We start from the raw sequence: 20,217 nt of genomic DNA on the forward strand, positions 1-20,217 counted from the left end.
GACGCTTGACGCACCACGCATGACCTCACGAATGCTGACTGGCGATGCGTCGGCGCTGCCGCATCGGTTTATTTCATCGTCCGCGGAATAACGCAGCGCCGCGGCACGTTCTGCGGACACTGCCACGTATTTCTCTGCGAGGAAGATGAAATGAACAAGCACATTCTGATGGCCGTCACCGTAACCGTCGCGAGCGCCGCTGCCAGCGTCGCGTCGTCAGCGTACGCGGCGGCGCCGAAGGAAGCCAACGGCATGTATGTCGACGAAAACGGCATGACGCTGTACACGTTCGACAAGGACACCCAAGGCAGCCCGAGCGCGTGCACCGGCGGCTGCGCGCAGGCGTGGCCGGCCGCGATGGCGAGCGACTCCGACCAGCCGAGCGGCAAATGGACCACCGAATCGGCCGACGGCGGCAAGCAATGGGCCTACGACGGCAAGCGCGTGTACCGCTTCGCCAAGGACACGAAGCCCGGCGACAAGAACGGCGACAACTTCCGCAACGTCTGGCACGTGGTCAAGCCTTGAGGCTGTGACCGGCGCGTTATAAAAGCACCCTCAGAAGCACGCTCGTGAACTTCGAGCACGATCTTCTCGCGCATCTTCCGCAGTTGCGCCGCTATGCGCGCGCACTGACGGGCGATCGCGCGTGGGCCGACGACCTCGTGCAGGATGCCACCGAACGCGCGCTCAACCGCGCGAGCATGTTCCGCGCGGGCACGAATCTGCGCGCATGGCTTTTCACGATCATGCGCAACATCTATATCGACCAGTTGCGCGGACGCCGCGATATTGCCGTCGACGATGAAACCGCGCCCTGGCGGCAGATGGCCGCGCCGCGCGGCGAAGTCGATGGCCTCGTGCTGCGCGACGTGCAGCGCGCGCTGTACTGTCTGCCGGTCGAGCAGCGCGAAGTGATGCTGCTCGTATGCGTCGAGGAAATGAGCTATCAGGAAGCGTCGCAGGTGCTGAACGTGCCGGCGGGCACGGTCATGTCGCGCCTCTCGCGGGCACGGGAACACATGCGCGTTTTGCTGGGCGAGGAGAAGGGGCGTCCCGCGCCGTTGAAAGTGGTGAGCCGCTCATGACGAATCAAGACCGCCCGGCCGATGACAACGAGCGCGCGTTGCAGGCGCTCTCCGCCTATATCGACGACGAGTTGCCCCGCGACGAACGCGACGCGACCGCCGCGCGCATCACGAACGACGCCGCCTGCGAAGCGACGGTGGCCGCTTATCGCGCGCAGGACAACGCGTTGCGCGCGCTGTTCGCGGCGGAACAGGCGGAGCCGCAGATCGTCGTGATGCGGCCGCCCGCGAGACAACGTTATCTGCTGGCTGCGTGCCTGCTGGTTGTCGGTATCGCGTGCGGATTTCTCATGCACATGCTGCTGCCCGCTTTGGGCGAGCCGCGTGCGCGCTTCGCGGAGCGCGCGGATATCGCCTACGCCGTGTATGCGCCCGAGCAGCGGCACGCGGTGGAAGTGGCGGCATCGCAGCAGGATCATCTCGTGAACTGGCTGTCGAAGCGCCTGAACCGGACGCTCACGATTCCGTCGCTTGCCGAGTATGGTTTCGAGCTCGTCGGCGGACGCCTCTTGCCGGGCGAAGAAGGGCCTGCCGCGCAATTCATGTATCAGAACGCATCGGGCGAACGCCTCACGCTGTACATGACCACCGTCGCCCGCAACGACGCCAAGGTCAGAATGCTGCGCGACGGTCCGCGCACGACGTACTACTGGGCGTCGGATCGCGTCGGCTATGCGCTCTCCGGGGAGATCGGGCAGGCGAAGCTGCAGGCAATCGCTTATGACACGTGCAAGGAATTGGGCGGGGATCCGAAGAATTGGTGATGTGTCGATCCACGCAGTGTCTGTTTAGACGCAAGCATCAAGTGAAGTGACAAAAATCTATACATAGCATTCTTCGTTAGCGCTAATCTTTCGGCGCCGATGTCTGGATTGATAAGGGGTGCTTATTATGACTATGAGTGGTAGTTCGATCGTCAACGACGATCAAAGCAACGACTTGCGCGGCGCTTGCTTCCTTAGTATTCGCCTAGGCACCCGGGAAGTCGCTGCTTGGTCGCATGAACTGACAGTGGCATTTTCCGTGATCGAGAAGTTAATTCCCATGGTCGTTCAGAATAGTCAGGGTGAGCGTTACAGAGATGGCAATCTTAAGAAGCTGCATTCTTTGAGTGCTTTGCGCGAACCGGCGAGGGCGTGAGCATGCCGGTTCGCTGTACTTTCACTCTAGATAATCGCCGTACTTCCACACTCGTGTGCGAGGGCTACGGAACGGTAGAGGCGTTCTCGGGGCAGAAAGAAGGCCGGGATAATCCGGAGAAGGTAGCTACGCCGAAGATCGGTCCCATACCGCCGGGGCAATACTATATCGTTGATCGTCTTTCAGGCGGGGTATTAGGAGCATTGCGCGATTTCGGGGCCCCTATCGTCGGCAGCACAGACCGTAGGAAATGGTTCATGCTCTGGAACCCGAGAACTGGCGACGTGACGATGATCAACGGCATACAGCGAGGGCAATTCAGGTTGCATCCCGAGGGAACGCACGGCATCAGTGAAGGATGCATTACCCTCGTTAATCCCGCTGAATTCGAATTCCTTCAACAATTCATTCGCCGGTCCCCGCCCGCGCTAACCGTTCCTGGGTCGGCGCTCAAAGCATATGGCACAGTGACGGTACGATGAAGCAGACAAAGGCTCTTTACATCGTCGTCATCACCGTTGCGTCGCTGGTTATAGGCGTCTTACTAGCGCGCGCCATCATTGTCCGGTGCGGAATGATGCCCTACGAAGAGGATATGGCGATCCGTTGGCTACTTGGCGTCTTCGGAGTGAAGTACCCTGCGCCTGAAGATATACAGGATGTCGGACTCTACTCGATTGTTCTTGCTTGTTGGGCAGGCGTAGCGGCGGTTCTGGTTCTTGTCTCAAAGTTTGCGAAGCGCACGCATAGCAGGCGTAAGTCAATCAAGAAATGATTCGCGAAGCGAATCTTCCATCGAACAGTTCACTGACTTCAGATATCTTTATCCAATTCGACGGCATCAAAGGCGAATCACAAGATGCGGATTTTAACAACGCCATCGACGTAATACACTGGCAGTTCCTGATCGAACAAGATGCGCGCATGCTGTCAGGCTCCGGCGGCGGCGCAAGCAAAGCCTCAGTGTCCGATCTCGTGTTTCAGCGCGAGGTAGATTGCGCATCACCGACGCTCGCGGCGTTCTGCTTCCAGGGCAAGCATATAAGCGAAGTCAAACTCTCGATGCGCAAAGCGGGAGGGTCGCCATTTACGTTCTATCGAATCACGATGTCCGATGTGGTAATCACAAAGGTCTTGCCTTCGGCTGACGGCGGTTATGCGATCGAAACGGTCGGTCTATCGTTCTCCCGCATGAAGCAAGAATATAACCTGCAAAATCGGCATGGAGGCGCGATAGGTGCCGTTACGGGATTGATTGACATGAGGAACAACCAGACCGCGTAGGCTCCAACGCAGTCTCGTGCACTATCGACCCGCCGAAGCAACAAAAAAGCCGCAGCGACACAACGCGCTGCGGCTTTTCCATCGAGCGAAGCCCGCCCGATCAACCGTGATGCATGTGATGACGTTCCCACTCCGCGCGCTGCCAATAACGATGGCCGTCCCAGTAACGATCGCCGTGCCAGCCCACCTTCACGGCATGGTGATGCCCGTGATGCACGTTGGCAGAGGCGACGTTCACGAGGCCCATGCCCAGCGAAGCAGCAACGGATGCGATAAGCAGGCTCTTCTTTGTCTTGTCGAACATAATTGGCTCCTTGATGTTTTTGATGATTCGCAGCGTGTCAGACCGTTTCGGCTTTAGCGGTAGTAGTCGTGATGGTGGTGATAGCCGCCTCCATCGGGCACGATGATGCAGCCCGACAGCGTGCTTCCCAACACCACGCTCAGCACCGCAAGAATCGCTAACTTCTTCATGGGTTTCTCCGTGTAAATCCGTGGAAACCAATTTAGCCGTTAGCAAAATGACAAGCCGTGTTCGTTTGTAAGCAAAAGTGTTGCCTGAAATATTTACGAAGCAGGCTCATGAACGGCGACGTTCACCGCCGGTCAGCGCACGATCTGCGGCTTCATGTTCGGCGTGAGGGAGACGCCGACCACTTGTCCGTCGCGCACGCCGCACCGGCTATCGACGCGCATCCATTGCGCCTTGCCTCGCGCCTTGGCGAACGCGCGCATCAAGATCACCTTGTCGACGGGAATGGGATTGGCGGGGCTGAGAATCGGCGTGTCGTCGTCGATTTTCGCGGACAGCACGCGGCGGTCCGGCACGATCAGCGCGTCGTACTTCGGCGCGTTCTCGACCCAGCGGTCGAAGGCCGCGACGCATTGCACGACGGTATCGGGCACATGCAGGCGCGTGAGATACGAATAGTCTTGGGTAAGGTCGGGCGTCTCTTGAGCCTGAACGATCTGGAACAGCGACGCCGAAAGCAGAAGCGCGCACAGCGCAGGGGCGATCAAGGTTTTCATGCAGTCACGATGGGCGTTGTCGGCAGGGAACGAAAAGGAGCACGGACGCGCATCACGGGAAGGAAGGCGACAGCCGTACCGGACCGGAAGTCGTGCGCGCCTCGTTTTTGAGATGCCGAAGTATACCGCGCGATGTTTTTCTCCGTCGAGCGCATCGAAGATCGAATGGCGATCGAAAGCGTTCGCGTCGCGTTGTATGCTAGTCGTGAGCCGGCTTACGAATCGAGGCACATCATGAAACAGGCGCGATGGACGCAGCGGGACGGCAAAGGGATCGAGCATCTCGTGCTCGATGAGCGGTCCGATGGCGTCGTCATCGAAAGCGTCGTCGTGGGCGAAGGCGAGGCCGGGGCGTTCGGCATGACATACCGCATCGAGTGCGATGCGCGCTGGCAGGTCACGCGGCTCGTCGCGAAGCTAGCAGGCGGCGGGTGCATCGATCTGCGTCGCGCGCAGGCGTGGACCGACGAGCAGGGCGCGCCGCAAGCGGCTCTCAACGGCTGCATCGACGTGGACATCATCGCGACGCCGTTCACCAACACGTTGCCCATCCGCCGCCTGCGCTTGCAGCCGGGCGAGCGGCGCGAGATTCGCGTCGCGTACGTGCGTGTCCCGGAGATGACCGTGAGCGCCGTCGCGCAGGCCTATACATGTATCGACGCGTGTGTCGACGGTAAGCGGCGCTACCGCTTCGAAGGACTCGACACGGGCTTCACCGCCGAGATCGCGGTCGATGACGACGGCCTCGTGACCGACTACCCCGGCCTCTTCGAACGGATCGCATAAAGACGCGCCGGGCCGCGAGCGGCGATAATGCAGGTCATCGAAGACTTTCTGGCATGACTCAAACGATGACCGATACCGCACCTACCTCTGAATCGACAAACGGCCCGCGTCTCACGAGCCTCTCGCATGGCGGCGGCTGCGGCTGCAAGATCGCGCCCGGCCTGCTCGCCGATCTGCTCAAGCGCAGCGCGCCGATGCCCGCGTTCCCGAATCTGCTCGTCGGCAACGACACCGCCGACGACGCCGCCGTGTACCGGCTCAACGATGAACAAGCCATCGTCGCGACGACGGACTTCTTCATGCCCATCGTCGACGACCCGTTCGACTTCGGCCGCATCGCCGCGACCAACGCGCTCTCCGACGTCTACGCGATGGGCGGCAAGCCGATTCTCGCGCTCGCGCTCGTCGGCATGCCGATCAACGTGCTGCCGCACGAAGTCATCGCGCAAGTGCTGAAGGGCGGTGAAGCGGTGTGCGCGGAGGCGGGCATCCCTGTGGCGGGCGGCCATTCGATCGACTCCGTGGAGCCGATCTACGGGCTCGCGGCGCTGGGCGTCGTGCATCCGTCGCGCGTGAAGCGCAACGCGGCCGCCCGCGCAGGCGACGTGCTGATTCTCGGCAAGCCGCTCGGCGTCGGCGTGCTCTCGGCGGCGCTCAAGAAGAATCAGCTCGATGCGGCCGGCTACGCCGCGATGATCGCCGCGACCACGAAGCTCAATCGCCCCGGCGCGGAACTCGCGCAGCTCGACGGCGTTCACGCGCTCACCGATGTCACGGGCTTCGGCCTGCTCGGGCACACGCTGGAACTCGCGCGCGGCGCGGGGATGACTGCGCGCATCCGCTATGCCGCGCTGCCGTGGCTGCCGCAGGTCGAGCAATTCGTGCAGGCGGGCATCTTCACGGGCGCGTCGGGCCGCAACTGGGCCGCGTATGGCGCAGACATCACGCTGGGCGAATTGGCGGGCACGTCGATGGAAGCGGCCCGAACCTTGCTCACCGATCCGCAGACATCGGGCGGGTTGCTCGTGTCGTGCGCGCCTGAAGCCGTCGACGACGTGCTGGCGATTTTCCGCGCCGATGGCTTCGCCGAGGCCGCGGTCGTCGGCGAAATGACGGACGGCGCGGGCCGCGTCGAGGTGCGTTAACACAGGGTTCTTCGACAACGGACAACGACCAAGCGGGTGCACATGAAGGAAGAATCGCCGAAAGCCATCTTCTACGCGCTCGCCGCGAATCTCGGCATTGCGGTTTGCAAGTTCGCGGCAGCGGCGTTCACGGGTTCGGGCTCGATGTTCGCGGAAGCCATTCATTCCACCGCCGACTGCGGCAATCAACTGCTGCTGCTCTTCGGGCTGAAGCGCGCGCAGGCTCCGGCAAACGCGCTGCATCCGCTCGGCTCGGGACGCGAGATCTACTTCTATGCGCTTCTCGTCGCGCTGTTGCTGTTCTTCGTCGGCGGGGCGTTTTCGGTGTACGAGGGCGCGCATCGGCTGCTGCACCATGAACCGTTGTCGAATCCGATCGTCGCGCTCGTGATTCTCGGCGTGTCCGTCGCGCTGGAGGCGTTTTCGCTCGCCGGCGCCATGCGCGAGATTCGCAAGACCACGCCGAACAAGACCTTATGGCGATGGTTCCGCGAGACGCGCGAATCGGAACTGCTCGTCGTGGCGGGCGAAGACGTGGCCGCGCTCGCGGGTCTCGCCATCGCCTTTACGGCTGTGCTGCTCACGATGATCACCGGCAATCCCGCCTACGATGCCGCCGGCTCCGTCGGCGTCGGCCTGCTGCTTATGGTCATCGCGTTTCTCGTCGCCCGCGAGGTGAAGTCGATGATCGTCGGCGAGTCCGCGAGCCCCGAAGTGCGCAAGGCCATCGACGCTCACCTGCGCGCCCGTCCGGAAGTCACGCACATCATCAGCCTCATCACGTTGCAGTGGGGCAAGCATCTCGTCGTCGCGGTGCAGGCCGAGATGATCGACTACCCGAGCGGCCGCGCGATGATCGACGCGATCAACGTCATCGAAGAAGACCTCCAGCGTGCGTTCCCGCAAGTGCGCTGGGTGTTTTTCGAGCCGGACGTGCCGCGCGAAGTGCGAAAGTCCGCCGCCGCTGCCTGAGCCTGCGCTGCCTTTCAGGGCAGATTCAAGGCAGATGCGCGGGCGTCCGCGCATAGTGCGGGCGCGGCGTGACCGGCGTCGCGGGCACTTGCGTGCGGCCGTGGTCCGGAATCTGGGTGACGCCCATCTCGGGCAGAGGCGCGGCGTTTCGCCCATTTGCCGCAAGCGCGCCCGACGCGGCGCGCGGGGTGGTCGGCATGCCGCTCAGCGAGGCGAAAAGCGGAGCGGGTGCGCCAAGTGCTACAGACAACGAAGTCGCGGCGAGCGCGAATTTCGCCCCGCACGCACCGTCTTTCAACCAGCGAAATCGACCCCGGTACCGCGAACGTTTGAGCATTGTCCTTGTCATTGTCGTTTCAACATCAGCGCGATAGCACGCTTCGGTCCGCAGCGTGCAGCGCTTGCGGCGCGCCGCCTGTCGAGCCATCGCGTGATTCCGTGCCGTGCGTGTCGTCCGCATCGAGTCCCCGAAATTTCGTGATCTTCATCCGACCCATGCGCAACTATTTACTTGCCGTCTATTTCATTGTCGTGTCGGGCCTCGTCTCGATGCTCTCGCCGACCGCCCTGGCCGCCGCGCCCGCGCAGCACGCTTCGCAGCCTGCGGTCGCCCTGACGCCGCAACAGGCGCGTGATGCGCTCTCCGTTCTCGACGACCCGCAGCGGCGCGCGCAAGTAGCCGACACGCTGCGCGCAGTTGCCGCGGCCGGCACGCTCGCCGCGCCCGCGAGCGCGGGGCAGCCCGCTTCGGCCGCGGGCGCCGCGCCGGCATCCGGGGCGTCGGGCGTGCTGGCGAATTCGCTGAAGGCCAACGGCCTCGCATCGCAGATTTCGCGTCAGGCGGGCAACTGGCTCGTGCATTCCGGCACGGGACTGCGGCACTCGGTGGCGGCGCTGCTCAATGTGCGCTCGGTGGTGCGCTGGTGGCACGACCGGCTCGCGAGCGAGCAGGCGCGGGATCTGATGGCCCACGTCGCATGGTCGGTGCTGCTCTCGCTACTGCCCGCGCTCGTGATCGAATATCTCGCGGGGCGTCTTCTGAGAAAGTCGCGCGAGAAAGTCGCCGCGCGCGGGGTCGCGGACGCCGAAGTGACCGAGCCGGAACTGGTGCAGGAGCAACGCGCCGCCGAACATGCCGAGGATGCGGCGCACCGCTCCGGCGACGAAGTGCAGCAGCATGTCGCGGAGCGCAAGGCCGACGCGGCGCGCGGCAAGCGCCATGCGGCGCGGCACTGGACCTTGCTGCGGCGCCTGCCTAACGCGCTGCTGTATCTCGTGCTGAAGCTGATCCCGCTCGGCGTCTTCATGGGCGCGGCGACCGTGCTGATGTCGCTTTTCATCGACGACAACACGACCGAGGCGCACGTCGCGGGCGCGCTCATCGACGTGTATCTGGTCTGCCGCCTCGTGATGATCGTATTCGGCTTCTTCGTCGCGCCGCGCGCGCGCGGCTTGCGGCTCCTGCAAATGCGCGATCAGTACGCGATGTACATGTACCGCTGGCTGTTGCGCATCGTGATCGTGGCGGGCGCGGGCATCGCGCTTGCGAACGGCTGCGAGCCGCTCGGCCTGACCGATGCCGCGCATATCGCGATTCTCAAGGTCGTCACGCTCGTCGTGCATCTGATGGTCGCGTGGGTGATCTTCGAATCGCGCAGGCTCGTCGGCGAGAGCATTCGCCAGCGCATGACGGCGTATCGGTCGGTCGCGCTCGTCGGCAGCTGGGTCGCCGATGTCTGGGCGGGCGTCGCGATCTTCTTCGTGATCGCGCTGTGGTTCGTGTGGGCGCTCGACGTGCAGAACGGCTACAGCACGCTGTTCCACCTCGGCGGCGTGTCGCTGCTGGTGCTGGTCGGCGCGCGCGTGGCTGCGATCGTCGCGTTCGGCGCGCTCGGGCGCATCTTCCGCGACAACGAAGAAGAGGACTTCGCGAGCAAGTCCATCGCGCATCGCCATGCGTACCGCTATTACCCGGTGCTGCGCCGGATCGTGCAGACGGTCATCGGCGTGGCGACTGTCATTGCGCTGCTCGAAGTGTGGGGCGTGCATGTCGTGCGCTTCTTCACCTCGGGCGGCGTGGGCAACCGGCTCGCGTCTGCAATTCTGACCATCGCGGTCGCCGCCGTTTTCGCGGTGCTCGTGTGGGAGACGGCCAATGTGCTGGTCGAGCGCCGTCTCGAACAGTGGAACGCCACCGGCGACCGCGTGCGCGCCGCGCGCCTGCGCACGCTCTTGCCGATGATGCGCACGGCGCTACTCGTCGTCATCGGCATGGTGGTCGTGCTGACCGGGCTCTCGGAGATCGGCGTGAACACCGCGCCGCTGCTCGCGAGCGCCAGTATCTTCGGCGTGGCGCTCGGTTTCGGCTCGCAGAAGCTCGTGCAAGACTTCATTACCGGCATCTTCCTATTGATGGAAAACGCGATGCAGGTCGGCGACTGGGTGACGGTCGCGGGCGTGTCGGGCACGGTGGAATATCTGTCGATCCGCACAGTGCGGCTGCGCGGCGGCGACGGCTCGCTGTACACCGTGCCGTTCAGCTCCGTGACGACGGTGAACAACACGAACCGGGGCATCGGCAATGCGGCGGTGCGCGTGTCGATTGCGCTCGGCCAGGACGTCGATCTCGCCATTGCGACGCTGAAGGAGATCGGCAGCGCGCTGCGCCAGGACGAGGCGTTCCGCGACGGCATTCTCTCCGACTTCAGCTTCTGGGGCGTGGATGCGGTCGATGGCTCCACGGTCACGCTTGCCGGCCAGATTCAGTGTCGCGACAGCGCGCGCTGGCCGGTTCAGCGCGAGTTCAACCGGCGCATTCTCAACGAGTTCACGGCGCGCGGCATCGAGATCGCGAATCCGCAGCGCAACTTCGTGATCGTGGGCGGCAACGGGCACGAGACTACGCAGGAGCTTCAGCAAGATAGCGAACGGACGGGCGCGGAGCAGCGCGCGGAGCCCTCGAAGGCGTCGCAGCATCCGACTAGCGAAGCGGCCGCCGGCAGCAACGTCGCCGCGAACGCGCCGCCGCCTCGCGGCGCGCAGAGCGGCACATGAGCATGAGAGCCAGGGCCGTCGAATAGCTTATTGGCTCTCCTATAATCGTCCGGGCCGGCCGCGCCGGCACATGATTGCCACGGCGCGGCGGCTTTCCTTCGAAGTTCGAACCTTCAAGAGGACGATGCTCGCCATGAAAATCGCCGCACGGTTTCAATCGACTCGTTTCAAGCGCGCGCCCGCGAAAATGCGCGCGGCGCTCGCCGCCGCCGGCCTCGCGACGCTGTGCGCTTTCACCGGTTGCGCCTTCGCGCAACAACCCGACGATATGAGCGGCGAACGCCACGGAGACGGCGAACGCCACGGAGACGGCGGCCGCCACGTCAAGGTGATGATCGTCACCATGTTCGGGCCGGAAGGCCAGGTCTGGCTCGACAATCTTGGCCCGTGGCAGGCGGTGCATGTGCCGGGACTTTCGCCGGACTATCCGGACGTGCACTGCAACCGCGACGACGTGTGCGTCATCACCACCGGCATGGGCCACGCGAACGCCACGGCGTCGATCATGGCGCTGACGTTCTCCGACCGCTTCGATCTGCGGCACACGTACTTTCTGATCGCGGGCATCGCCGGGATCGATCCGGCGCGCGGCACGCTCGGCTCGGCGGCGTGGGCGAAATATCTGGTCGATTTCGGCATCCAGTGGGAAATCGACGCACGCGAAAAGCCGGCGGACTGGCCGACCGGCTTCCTCGGCATCAACACGAAGAGCCCGCAGGACAAACCGCCGCTCGACTATCGCACGGAAGTGTTCGCGCTGAACGCGTCGCTCGCGGACGCGGCGTATGCGCTTTCCCGCAATGTGACACTCTCCGACAGCGATCAGGCGAAGGTCGCGCGCGCCAAGTTCAACTACGCGCCGGCCAACCAGCCGCCACGCGTGATCCAGTGCGACACGCTCGCAGGCGATACCTGGTGGTCGGGCAAGTACATCGGCGAGCGGGCGCGTTACTGGACGCGCCTTCTGACCGACGGGAAGGGCGTCTACTGCACGACGCAGCAGGAGGACAACGCAACCTTCGAGGCGCTCAAGCGCGCCGCGAGCGTCAGGCGAGTGGATTTGTCGCGCGTGGCGGACCTGCGCGCCGGCTCCGACTTCGACCGGCCGTACGAAGGACAGACGGCCAGCGACAACCTGTTGAACTACTCGGCGCAGGGCGGATTTACACCTGCCATCCAGAACTTGTATCTGACCGGCAATCCTTTCGTTCAGGAAATCGTGTCCCACTGGGGCGCGTGGCGCAAAGGCGTGCCGCAGCGTTAAGCATCGGGGAAACCCCCGTTTTGTCCGATGTCACAGCGTAGTAACACCTCATCAGAATCTATTACACCATTAGCCGCGAATCGGTAATTTCCGGTATCGCGGCTTTTTTACCGCTTTTTGGCTTGAAAGCGCGTCTCAAAAATAGCTGTTCAATCTGTCAACCGAACCCCGAGACGGCCCGTTGTTGCGGGCGTCAGGCAATTACTCAGATAAAAAATCAGCCTCTCTAAATTCGAACGAGCAGACGAAAACTCCACGTCGAAACGCAGTCAAATTTGCCGGTTTCTCGACGAAGCAAACGTTACCGATCGAAAGTGTTGTTTGCAACAAAATATTATTGAGATGGTCTTGCGTTCGATTAAGGCCGTACTTAGAATCCGTTTCACAGTGTTGTTACAAGTTGTAACGGCCTGTATCAAAGTACGTAGCCGGGCGAAGAGAGCCTGGTGAGGCACAAAAAAGATATCGGCAAAAAGCCGGCGAGAAATCGGGGATTTACTGGAAGCAGCAACCATGAACGGTCGCGAAACGCTGGAATCGATCCGGGAAATCAACTTGTCTTACATCATGCTCGCACAGCGTCTGCTGCGCGAGGACCGGGCCATCGGCATGTTCCGGCTCGGGCTGTCGGCCGAACTGGCTGACCTTCTGTCGGGGCTCACGCTCGCGCAGGTCGTCAAGCTCGCGCAATCCGACAACTTGCTGTGCGCTTTCCGCTTCAACGATCACTCGATGCTGTCGGCATTGACGCAGCCCGCGAAGAACGCGGACATCGCGCCGACGCACGCAGCCATCCTGCTGGCTGGCCAGCCGGCCGAACAGTTCGCTTAAGAGAGACGGAGCGAGCCATGCTGAAGAAGAGCCTCACCGAAGACGCCCAGGAAGTGTTCCGCGCCATCGCGCTGATCGAACTCGGCGCGCGCATGCAAGTGCTGGAGAGCGAACTCACGCTTTCGCGGGATCGCATGATTCGTCTCTATCGCGAAGTGAAGGGCGTGTCGCCGCCCAAAGGCATGCTGCCGTTTTCGGCGGACTGGTATATGACGTGGCTCGCCAATATCCACGCATCGCTTTTCTACAACACCTATACGTTCCTCAAGAACGAAGCCGGTTGTTCGCATCTCGATGCGTTGACCAAGGGGTATCGGCTGTATCTCGAGCACTGCAATCATAGCGGCGCCGAGGCGGTACTCGACCTTACGCGGGCCTGGACTCTTGTGCGCTTCTTCGACGCGGGCATGCTGCAGATGACAGCGTGCTGCCGCTGCACCGGGAAGTTTGTCGCACACAAACATGATTTGCAGAACAACGTGGTGTGCGGGGCCTGCCAGCCGCCGTCACGCGCGGGGAAGACCAAGAAAGCGGCGGCCGCTCGACAGGCCGTTCAAGAAGCCGCTCTGGAGGTTGTGTCTAGCAAGAGCGAAGTGCCGCCAGCACCGGAGTTTCCGGCGCATGTCGCACTCGAAAACGTGGCGGCCTTTCAGCCGCCGCGCGCGAGCCTGGTCGCACAGGCTGCTTAGGCGGTAGCGGCGCCGGCGCATCCTTCGAGGACCATCCAGCGTGGATGTTCTGGATGGTGGATGACCGGCATGCCGCTACCGCGCTTTACTTTCCGCCTCAGCTTTTTCGCTTCATTCACGCCGGCGCGCTTTTCATGCGCGCCGCTGCATTTTCTGCCCCCAAGTAAAATGCTTCGATGGCACGCGCTTTCGAAGGACACGCCTTGGCTCAGGCACCGAATCACTCCAAGCAGGGCTTTTTGCTGACGCGTCATTGGCGCGATACGGCCGCGGGCACCGAGGTCGAGTTCTGGCTCGCCACCGATGACGGTCCGCGCAAAGTCCGCATCGCGCCGCAAACACCGGTTGCGTTCATCCGCGCCGAAGATCGCGACAAGGCCGAGCCGCTCGTGCGCGCGGTGCGCGATGCGCAATTGCGCGAACTGCCGCTCACGGACTTTCGCCAGAAGCCGGTGCTGGGGCTTTACTGCGCGCAGTATCGTCAATTGCTTGCGCTCGAAAAGACGCTGAAGAACGCGGGCGTGACTGTCTTCGAAGCGGATATCCGTCCGACCGAACGCTATCTGATGGAGCGGTTCATCACCGCGCCCGTGTCCGTCGAAGGCGAAGCGCGCGACGGCGTGGTTCACAGTGAGCTGAAACCTGCGCCGGATTATCGTCCGAAGCTCAGGCTCGTCTCGCTCGATATCGAAACGAGTGCAACGGCCGAGCTATATTCCATCGCGCTCGAAGGGTGCGGTGCGCGGCAGGTCTACATGCTCGGGCCTCCCACGGGCGACGCACATCCGCCGCTTGACTTCGACCTCGAATATTGCGCGAGCCGCGCGGAGATGCTTCAGCGTTTCAACGCGTGGATCGCCGAGCGCGATCCCGATGCGATCATCGGCTGGAACGTCGTGCAGTTCGATCTGCGCGTGCTGCAAAAGCATGCCGACGCTTATGACGTGCCGCTGGCCATTGGCCGCGATGGCAGCGTGATCGAATGGCGCGAGCACGGCATGAAGCGCAACCACTTTTTTGCATCCGTCGCGGGACGGCTCGTGGTGGACGGCATCGAGGCGTTGCGCTCGGCGACGTGGAACTTCCCTTCTTTCAGCCTCGAATACGTCGCGCAATCGCTATTGGGCGAAGGCAAGGCGATCGACAGTCCTTATGCCCGCATGGATGAGATCGAGCGGCGCTTTTGCGAAGACAAGCCTGCGCTCGCACGTTACAACCTGACCGACTGCGAGCTCGTCACGAAGATCTTCGAGAAGACCGAGCTGCTGCCGTTCCTGCTCGAACGCGCGACGGTGACGGGACTTGCCGCTGACCGCAGCGGCGGATCGGTCGCGGCGTTCACGCATTTGTACATGCCGCGCATGCATCGCCTGGGCTATGTCGCGCCGAATCTCGGCGACGTGCCGGAAGAAGCGAGTCCCGGCGGTTTCGTGATGGATTCGCGGCCCGGTCTCTATGATTCCGTGCTCGTGCTCGACTATAAGAGCCTGTACCCGTCGATCATTCGTACCTTCCTGATCGATCCCGTCGGTCTCGCGCAAGGCATGAGCGAGGCACAAGCAGAGACGCGCACTGTACCCGGTTTTCGCGGCGCGCGCTTTTCCCGCGACAAGCATTGTCTGCCCGCCATCGTCGAACAAGTATGGGAAGGGCGCGAGGCCGCGAAACGTCAGCGCAACAAGCCGCTTTCGCAAGCCCTCAAGATCATCATGAACTCGTTCTATGGCGTGCTCGGGTCGAGCGGCTGCCGTTTCTTCGATCCGCGGCTCGCCTCGTCCATCACCATGCGCGGCCATGAAATCATGCATCGCACGCGCGAGCTGATCGAAGCGCGCGGCTACAGCGTCATTTACGGCGATACCGATTCGACCTTCGTCTGGCTGCGCCGCGCCCGCAGCGAGGACGACGCCGCGCGTATCGGCCGCGCGCTCGTCGATCATGTCAACGATTACTGGCGCAGGCATCTGCGCGAAACATTCGGCCTCGATAGCGCACTGGAATTGCAATTCGAAACGCACTTCAAGCGGTTCCTGATGCCGACGGTTCGCGGTACCGACGAAGGCAGCAAGAAACGCTATGCGGGACTCACGCAACGCGCGGACGGCAGCGAAGAAATCATCTATAAAGGGCTAGAGACGGTGCGCACGGACTGGACGCCGCTCGCGCAGCGTTTTCAGCAAGAGCTTTATATGCGCATCTTTAAGGACGAGCCTTATGAAGACTATGTGCGCGATTACGTCGAGCGCACGCGGCGCGGCGAACTGAACGACCTGTTGATTTATCGGAAGCGCCTGCGCCGCAGCCTCGACGACTATGAACGCAATGTGCCGCCGCATGTACGCGCCGCGCGGACCGCCGACGAATTCAACGCGCAGCAGGGACGCCCGCTGCAATATCAGAACGGTGGATGGATCAGCTACGTGATGACGATGGGCGGGCCCGAGCCGGTCGAAGCACGTCATGCGCCCATCGACTACGAGCATTACGTGAGCAAGCAGCTACAGCCCGTGGCCGACGGCATCCTGCCGTTCCTGCGCAACGACTTCGCCACGCTGATGTCGGGACAGCAAGCGCTTTTCTAGGCACCGAAAGACGAACGGGCGTGCGCGGGCGCGGCACTTGCTGCCGCTTTACGCGTTGCTTGCATCGACAACGAGAATGGAAGCATGCATATCATGACTGCGTCCACGGAAATCAGCCGCTCGCAAGTTCGTAACCGCATCGTGAAGGACCTTTGGCAGGCGATCTGGACGTTTCGTTTGCAGACGCTCGGTGCCGTCGCGTTGATGATTGCGTCGCGCCTTGCGGTGGTATCCGTTCCCCTGATGCTGAAACACGTCATCGACGAGTTCAGCAAGCCCACCGCGAACGCCGTATTCCCGGTCTTCGTGATCCTGACCTACGTGCTGATGCGCTATCTCGGCGACGTGCTCAACGAAGCGCGCGACGTGCTGTTCAGCGTCGTCACCCAACGCACGGTCGCATCGTTTTCAGCGCGCACGTTCTCCCATCTGCACAACATGGGCGCGCGTTTCCATGCGCAGCGTGAAACGGGCGGCGTGGTGCGGGACGTGCAGAAAGGCGCGGACGGTATCGGCTTTCTGCTCGGCGTCGCCATTTTCACGATCGTGCCGACGCTCATCGAAATCGGCACGGTCGTCGCTATCATGGTGAGCCAGTATGCGAAGACGTTCATGGTTGCCATTGGCGCGACCTTCGTTTGCTACGCGCTCTATACGCTGATCTTCACGCGCTACCGCATGCGTTTTCAACGCGCGGTGAACCGGCTCGAAGCGCAATCGGACAGCCGCCTCGTCGACAGCCTGCTGAACTACGAGACCGTCAAGCTCTTCGCGAGCGAAGACGTCGAACGCCAGCGTCTTTCCACCGTGCTCGACAAGTGGGTCGACGCGCGCACCGCGAACCAGCGCGCATTGACGATCCTGCATGTGGGGCAAAGCACCGTGATCGCCATCGGCATCGCGGCCGTGATGCTGCTCGCGGCGCAGAGCGTGGTGGCGGGCACGATGAGCGTGGGCGACCTCGTGCTCGTGAACGCGTATATCGTGCAAGTGTGCGCGCCGCTCAACACGCTCGGCTTCGTGTTTCGCGAGACGAACGATGCCATCGTCAATGTCGAACGCATGTTCGAGATTCTGCTTGCGCGGGGCCGTCGTGGTGAAGACGTGGACGAGGCAGATGCGAAGCCGCTCGTCGTGACGGCCGGCGAGATCGAATTCGAGCACGTGGACTTCGGCTACGATCCGGCGCGACAAATATTGCGCGATATCGACTTTCGCGCGCATCCCGGCAAGAAACTCGCGGTGGTGGGCGGCAGCGGCTCGGGCAAGTCCACGCTCATGAAGCTGCTCTTCAGGCTTTATTCGCCGACAGCGGGTGTCATTACGATCGACGGTCAGGACATCCGGCAGGTCACGCAAAGGAGCCTGCGCGAAGCCATCGGCATCGTGCCGCAGGACACGGTGCTATTCAACGATACGATCGCCTATAACATCGCCTATGGCCGGCCGTCCGCCACGCGCGCCGATGTCGTGCGCGCGGCGCGTGCCGCGCAACTGGACAGCTTTATCGAACGATTGCCCGATCATTACGACACGCGCGTCGGCGAACGCGGCGTGCGGCTCTCGGGCGGCGAGCGGCAACGCATCGCGATCGCGCGGGCCATTCTCAAAGATCCACGCATCATCGTGTTCGATGAAGCCACGTCGGCGCTCGATACGCGTTCCGAGCGCGCCATTCAAAGCGAGCTCGACCGGCTCGCGCAAGGCCGCACGTCGATTGTGATCGCGCACCGGCTCTCGACTGTCGTGAATGCCGACTGGATTCTCGTGATGGAGCACGGCCGCATCGTCGAGCAAGGTCAGCATGCGGAACTGATCGAGCGCGGTGGCGTGTATTCGCGCATGTGGGCGTTGCAATCGCAACAAGGCGAGCTCGCGCAAGTGCAGCGCAAGGTGTCGGCGCAACCGGTCGGCCTCGGCGCGTTGATCGCGGGCGTGGTCGACGGTCTGCACGAGGAGATCGTCGAACATGGCGTGCAGCTTTACACCATGATGCCCGATGCCGATTTGCGCGTGACCGGCGACCCCGGCGTGTTGCAGTTCGTGATAGCGGATTTGTGTCGCACCGAGATACGCGCGGCGGAGCGCGGGGAGCGCGTCGAGCTGCGTGTCGAACGCGAAGCGAATCAAGTGCGCGTTTGCGTGCTGGGCCGTCGCGCGCAGCCCGCGCCGCTTTCGCAGGAACAGGCTCGCCGGCTCGAACAGGCGCTGGCGGAAACGGGCGGCACGTTCACGGTCGGCTATGTCGACGGCCACCTCGCCTATGTCGCGATGATGCCGTTGCGTCCCGTGGTCGATGCCGACAGTCTTGCGGGCCTCGCGGAGCCGAACGCAAACGTTACCGGCAATCTGGAGGGCCTCTGCGTCATGGTGCTGGACGACCAGGAAGCCGCTCGCGAGGCGCTCGGCGCGGTGCTGGAGATGTCCGGGGCGGGCGTGAGACTGGCGGCGTCGGGCAAGGAAGCGCTCGAATGGCTCGCGCAAGCGCCCACGCAGGAATGGCCCGATGCGTTCTTGTGCGACATCGTGCTCGGCGAAGAGGACGGCTATCAGGTGTTGCGCCGCGTGCGCGAACTGGAAGCCAGCCGGCGTGTGTCGCTCGGGGAACGCATGCCGGCCATTGCGTTGACCGGTCACACGCAGACGGAAGACCGACTGCGCGCGCAGATGGCAGGCTTTCAGATGCACTTGACGAAGCCCGTCCCCGCCGAGCGGCTGATCGCGGCGATCAGGCAGGTCGCCGCGCGCACCGAAGCATGAGGAGACGATATGGACACCGAATTATCGGCGCGCATCGTTGAATTGAGGCCGACGCAAGGCGCGCTCGGCATGGAGCATGTGCGCGAGAAAATGCGTCTGACGAGCCGCACGCCCGAGTTGGAACGCGCGACATTCCTGCGCGAACACGCGCTGCGCGTGGTGCGCGGGCCGGGCGGCACGCTGCATGTGACCGATCATCATCACTGGGCGCGCGCATGGTACGAATTGGGCATCGAGGTCGTGCCGGTCATGATTGCGTGCGACTACAGCGACCGCGATCACGATTCGTTCATCGCCGCGTTGCGCGAACGGCGCTGGCTTCATCCCTTCGATGAGCAAGGCCGCGAAACGCCGGTCGAAGCACTGCCGCCGTCCATCGCCGTGATGCCCGACGATCCGTATCTGAGCCTTGCAGCCTTTGTGCGGATGGCCGGTGTCTATTCCGATTCGCCCGAGGTCAACGCCAAGTTCGCGTGGGCCGGGTACTTCCGCGAGCGCGTGCAGGGCGATTTCGCGTCGATTGCAGGCTTTGCCAAGGCGCTCGCGGAGGCAGTCGCCGCTTCTCGCCAGGACGAAGCGCGCGGACTGCCGGGATTCAACGTCAAAGCGTAGCCAGTGCCGAGCGAGTCTGCTGCGCCTCGATGATCTGCCGGAAGTACGCGGCGGTGCGGCGCAAGCCTTCGTCGAGTACAGTCACCGGCTCCCAGCCGAGAAGCTGGCGCGCCTGCGTGATATCCGGCTGACGATGCCACGGATCGTCCATCGGCAGCGGGCGGAACACGATCTCCGACTTCGAGCCCGTCAACGCGACGATGCGCTGCGCGATCTCCAGCATCGACAGTTCATGCGGATTGCCGAGATTCACCGGGCCCGTCACGTCGTCGGGCGTGTTCATCAAACGGATGAAGGCGTCCACCATGTCGTCCACATAGCAGAACGAGCGCGTCTGCGTGCCCTCGCCGTAGACGGTGATCGGCTCGCCGGCGAGCGCCTGCATCATGAAGTTGGACACCACGCGGCCATCGCTCGGATGCATGCGCGGCCCGTACGTATTGAAGATTCGCGCGATCTTGATGTTGAGACCATGCTGGCGGCGATAGTCCATGAAGAGCGTCTCGGCGCAACGCTTGCCTTCGTCATAGCATGAGCGGGGGCCGATCGGGTTCACGTTGCCCCAGTACGCTTCCTGTTGCGGATGAACGCGCGCATCGCCATACACTTCGCTCGTCGATGCCTGAAAGATCTTGGCCTTCACGCGCTTGGCGAGCCCGAGCATGTTGATCGCGCCGTGCACGCTCGTCTTCGTGGTCTGCACCGGATCATGCTGATAATGAACCGGCGACGCAGGACACGCGAGGTTGTAGATCTCATCGACCTCCACGTACAGCGGGAAGGTCACGTCATGACGCATCAGTTCGAAGTTGGGACTGTCGAGCAGATGCGCGATGTTGTCCTTCGTGCCCGTGTAAAAGTTATCGACGCACAACACGTCGTGCCCTTGCGCCAGCAGGCGTTCGCACAGATGCGAGCCGAGAAAGCCCGCGCCGCCCGTCACCAGAATGCGCTTGCGATATGCTTCCTTCATGTCGGTTC

20 protein-coding genes are annotated in these 20,217 nt (G+C 62.8%); 16 read left to right on the forward strand and 4 right to left on the reverse strand.

Features of this window, described 5'->3' with window-relative positions:
- Positions 1 to 150 precede the first annotated feature (150 nt).
- The 6 genes from NCR37_RS16315 to NCR37_RS16340 all read left to right on the forward strand — a co-directional run bounded on the left by NCR37_RS16315 (position 151) and on the right by NCR37_RS16340 (position 3,512).
- Positions 151 to 528 carry a COG4315 family predicted lipoprotein gene (locus tag NCR37_RS16315; RefSeq protein ID WP_250473903.1) on the forward strand — a complete coding sequence of 126 codons (378 nt, stop codon included), beginning with the start codon at positions 151 to 153 and terminating at the stop codon, positions 526 to 528.
- A 44-nt stretch (positions 529 to 572) separates the two neighbouring features.
- Entirely contained in the window at positions 573 to 1,088 is a 516-nt protein-coding gene (locus NCR37_RS16320) for a sigma-70 family RNA polymerase sigma factor (protein ID WP_250473904.1), read from the forward strand.
- On the forward strand, positions 1,085 to 1,852 hold the full coding sequence (locus NCR37_RS16325) for an anti-sigma factor family protein (protein WP_250473905.1): 768 nt from the start codon (positions 1,085 to 1,087) through the stop codon (positions 1,850 to 1,852). Before NCR37_RS16320 ends, NCR37_RS16325 begins: the two co-directional genes overlap by 4 nt.
- Before the next feature lie 378 nt (positions 1,853 to 2,230).
- Positions 2,231 to 2,710: a DUF2778 domain-containing protein gene (locus tag NCR37_RS16330; protein ID WP_250473996.1), complete on the forward strand. Its 480-nt coding sequence runs from the start codon at positions 2,231 to 2,233 to the stop codon at positions 2,708 to 2,710.
- Positions 2,707 to 3,003, forward strand: a complete 297-nt coding sequence (locus tag NCR37_RS16335; protein ID WP_250473906.1) for a hypothetical protein — start codon at positions 2,707 to 2,709, stop codon at positions 3,001 to 3,003. The genes NCR37_RS16330 and NCR37_RS16335 overlap by 4 nt, the downstream gene beginning before the upstream one ends.
- Before the next feature lie 32 nt (positions 3,004 to 3,035).
- Positions 3,036 to 3,512, forward strand: a complete 477-nt coding sequence (locus NCR37_RS16340; RefSeq protein ID WP_250473997.1) for an Hcp family type VI secretion system effector — start codon at positions 3,036 to 3,038, stop codon at positions 3,510 to 3,512.
- Positions 3,513 to 3,612: 100 nt separating this feature from the next.
- Here the strand turns inward: NCR37_RS16340 and NCR37_RS16345 are convergent, their stop codons facing one another.
- Together NCR37_RS16345 and NCR37_RS16350 are read right to left on the reverse strand one after the other, a co-directional pair.
- Complete coding sequence (locus NCR37_RS16345; RefSeq protein ID WP_250473907.1) at positions 3,613 to 3,816, reverse strand: hypothetical protein; 204 nt, start codon at positions 3,814 to 3,816, stop codon at positions 3,613 to 3,615.
- Between the two features lie 302 nt (positions 3,817 to 4,118).
- Positions 4,119 to 4,541 (reverse strand): BspC domain-containing protein, encoded by a 423-nt coding sequence (locus NCR37_RS16350; RefSeq protein WP_250473908.1) that lies wholly within the window; start codon positions 4,539 to 4,541, stop codon positions 4,119 to 4,121.
- A gap of 234 nt (positions 4,542 to 4,775) precedes the next feature.
- Between NCR37_RS16350 and NCR37_RS16355 the strand changes: the two genes are divergently transcribed.
- The 3 genes from NCR37_RS16355 (at position 4,776) to NCR37_RS16365 (ending at position 7,444) form a co-directional block, all read left to right on the forward strand.
- Positions 4,776 to 5,327 (forward strand): putative glycolipid-binding domain-containing protein, encoded by a 552-nt coding sequence (locus tag NCR37_RS16355; RefSeq protein ID WP_250473909.1) that lies wholly within the window; start codon positions 4,776 to 4,778, stop codon positions 5,325 to 5,327.
- 65 nt (positions 5,328 to 5,392) lie between these two features.
- Positions 5,393 to 6,472, forward strand: coding sequence for a selenide, water dikinase SelD (gene selD / locus NCR37_RS16360; RefSeq protein ID WP_250473910.1), 1,080 nt, complete (start codon positions 5,393 to 5,395; stop codon positions 6,470 to 6,472).
- Positions 6,473 to 6,514: 42 nt separating this feature from the next.
- A complete protein-coding gene (locus NCR37_RS16365) occupies positions 6,515 to 7,444 on the forward strand; it encodes a cation diffusion facilitator family transporter (protein ID WP_250473911.1) in 930 nt (309 codons plus the stop codon).
- 25 nt (positions 7,445 to 7,469) lie between these two features.
- Here NCR37_RS16365 and NCR37_RS16370 read toward each other — a convergent pair whose 3' ends face one another.
- Complete coding sequence (locus NCR37_RS16370) at positions 7,470 to 7,643, reverse strand: hypothetical protein (RefSeq protein WP_250473912.1); 174 nt, start codon at positions 7,641 to 7,643, stop codon at positions 7,470 to 7,472.
- 296 nt (positions 7,644 to 7,939) lie between these two features.
- On the opposite strand from NCR37_RS16370, the gene NCR37_RS16375 reads away from it, so the two are divergent.
- The 7 genes from NCR37_RS16375 to NCR37_RS16405 all read left to right on the forward strand — a co-directional run bounded on the left by NCR37_RS16375 (position 7,940) and on the right by NCR37_RS16405 (position 19,236).
- Positions 7,940 to 10,498, forward strand: coding sequence for a mechanosensitive ion channel domain-containing protein (locus NCR37_RS16375; RefSeq protein WP_250473998.1), 2,559 nt, complete (start codon positions 7,940 to 7,942; stop codon positions 10,496 to 10,498).
- A gap of 187 nt (positions 10,499 to 10,685) precedes the next feature.
- On the forward strand, positions 10,686 to 11,762 hold the full coding sequence (locus tag NCR37_RS16380) for a purine-nucleoside phosphorylase (protein ID WP_502800540.1): 1,077 nt from the start codon (positions 10,686 to 10,688) through the stop codon (positions 11,760 to 11,762).
- 513 nt (positions 11,763 to 12,275) lie between these two features.
- On the forward strand, positions 12,276 to 12,593 hold the full coding sequence (flhD, locus tag NCR37_RS16385; protein WP_175941724.1) for a flagellar transcriptional regulator FlhD: 318 nt from the start codon (positions 12,276 to 12,278) through the stop codon (positions 12,591 to 12,593).
- 17 nt (positions 12,594 to 12,610) lie between these two features.
- Positions 12,611 to 13,282, forward strand: a complete 672-nt coding sequence (gene flhC / locus NCR37_RS16390) for a flagellar transcriptional regulator FlhC (RefSeq protein WP_250473914.1) — start codon at positions 12,611 to 12,613, stop codon at positions 13,280 to 13,282.
- Between the two features lie 176 nt (positions 13,283 to 13,458).
- Complete coding sequence (locus NCR37_RS16395; RefSeq protein ID WP_250473915.1) at positions 13,459 to 15,864, forward strand: DNA polymerase II; 2,406 nt, start codon at positions 13,459 to 13,461, stop codon at positions 15,862 to 15,864.
- Positions 15,865 to 15,957: 93 nt separating this feature from the next.
- Entirely contained in the window at positions 15,958 to 18,624 is a 2,667-nt protein-coding gene (locus NCR37_RS16400) for an ATP-binding cassette domain-containing protein (protein ID WP_250473999.1), read from the forward strand.
- Positions 18,625 to 18,633: 9 nt separating this feature from the next.
- A complete protein-coding gene (locus tag NCR37_RS16405; RefSeq protein WP_250473916.1) occupies positions 18,634 to 19,236 on the forward strand; it encodes a ParB/Srx family N-terminal domain-containing protein in 603 nt (200 codons plus the stop codon).
- Here the strand turns inward: NCR37_RS16405 and NCR37_RS16410 are convergent.
- On the reverse strand, positions 19,226 to 20,209 hold the full coding sequence (locus tag NCR37_RS16410) for a UDP-glucuronic acid decarboxylase family protein (RefSeq protein ID WP_175941718.1): 984 nt from the start codon (positions 20,207 to 20,209) through the stop codon (positions 19,226 to 19,228). The two genes, NCR37_RS16405 and NCR37_RS16410, sit on opposite strands and share 11 nt — an antisense overlap.
- Between the last annotated feature and the right edge of the window lie 8 nt (positions 20,210 to 20,217).

The organism is Caballeronia sp. GAFFF1, assembly GCF_023630705.1.
In the GTDB taxonomy this organism is placed as follows: domain Bacteria; phylum Pseudomonadota; class Gammaproteobacteria; order Burkholderiales; family Burkholderiaceae; genus Caballeronia.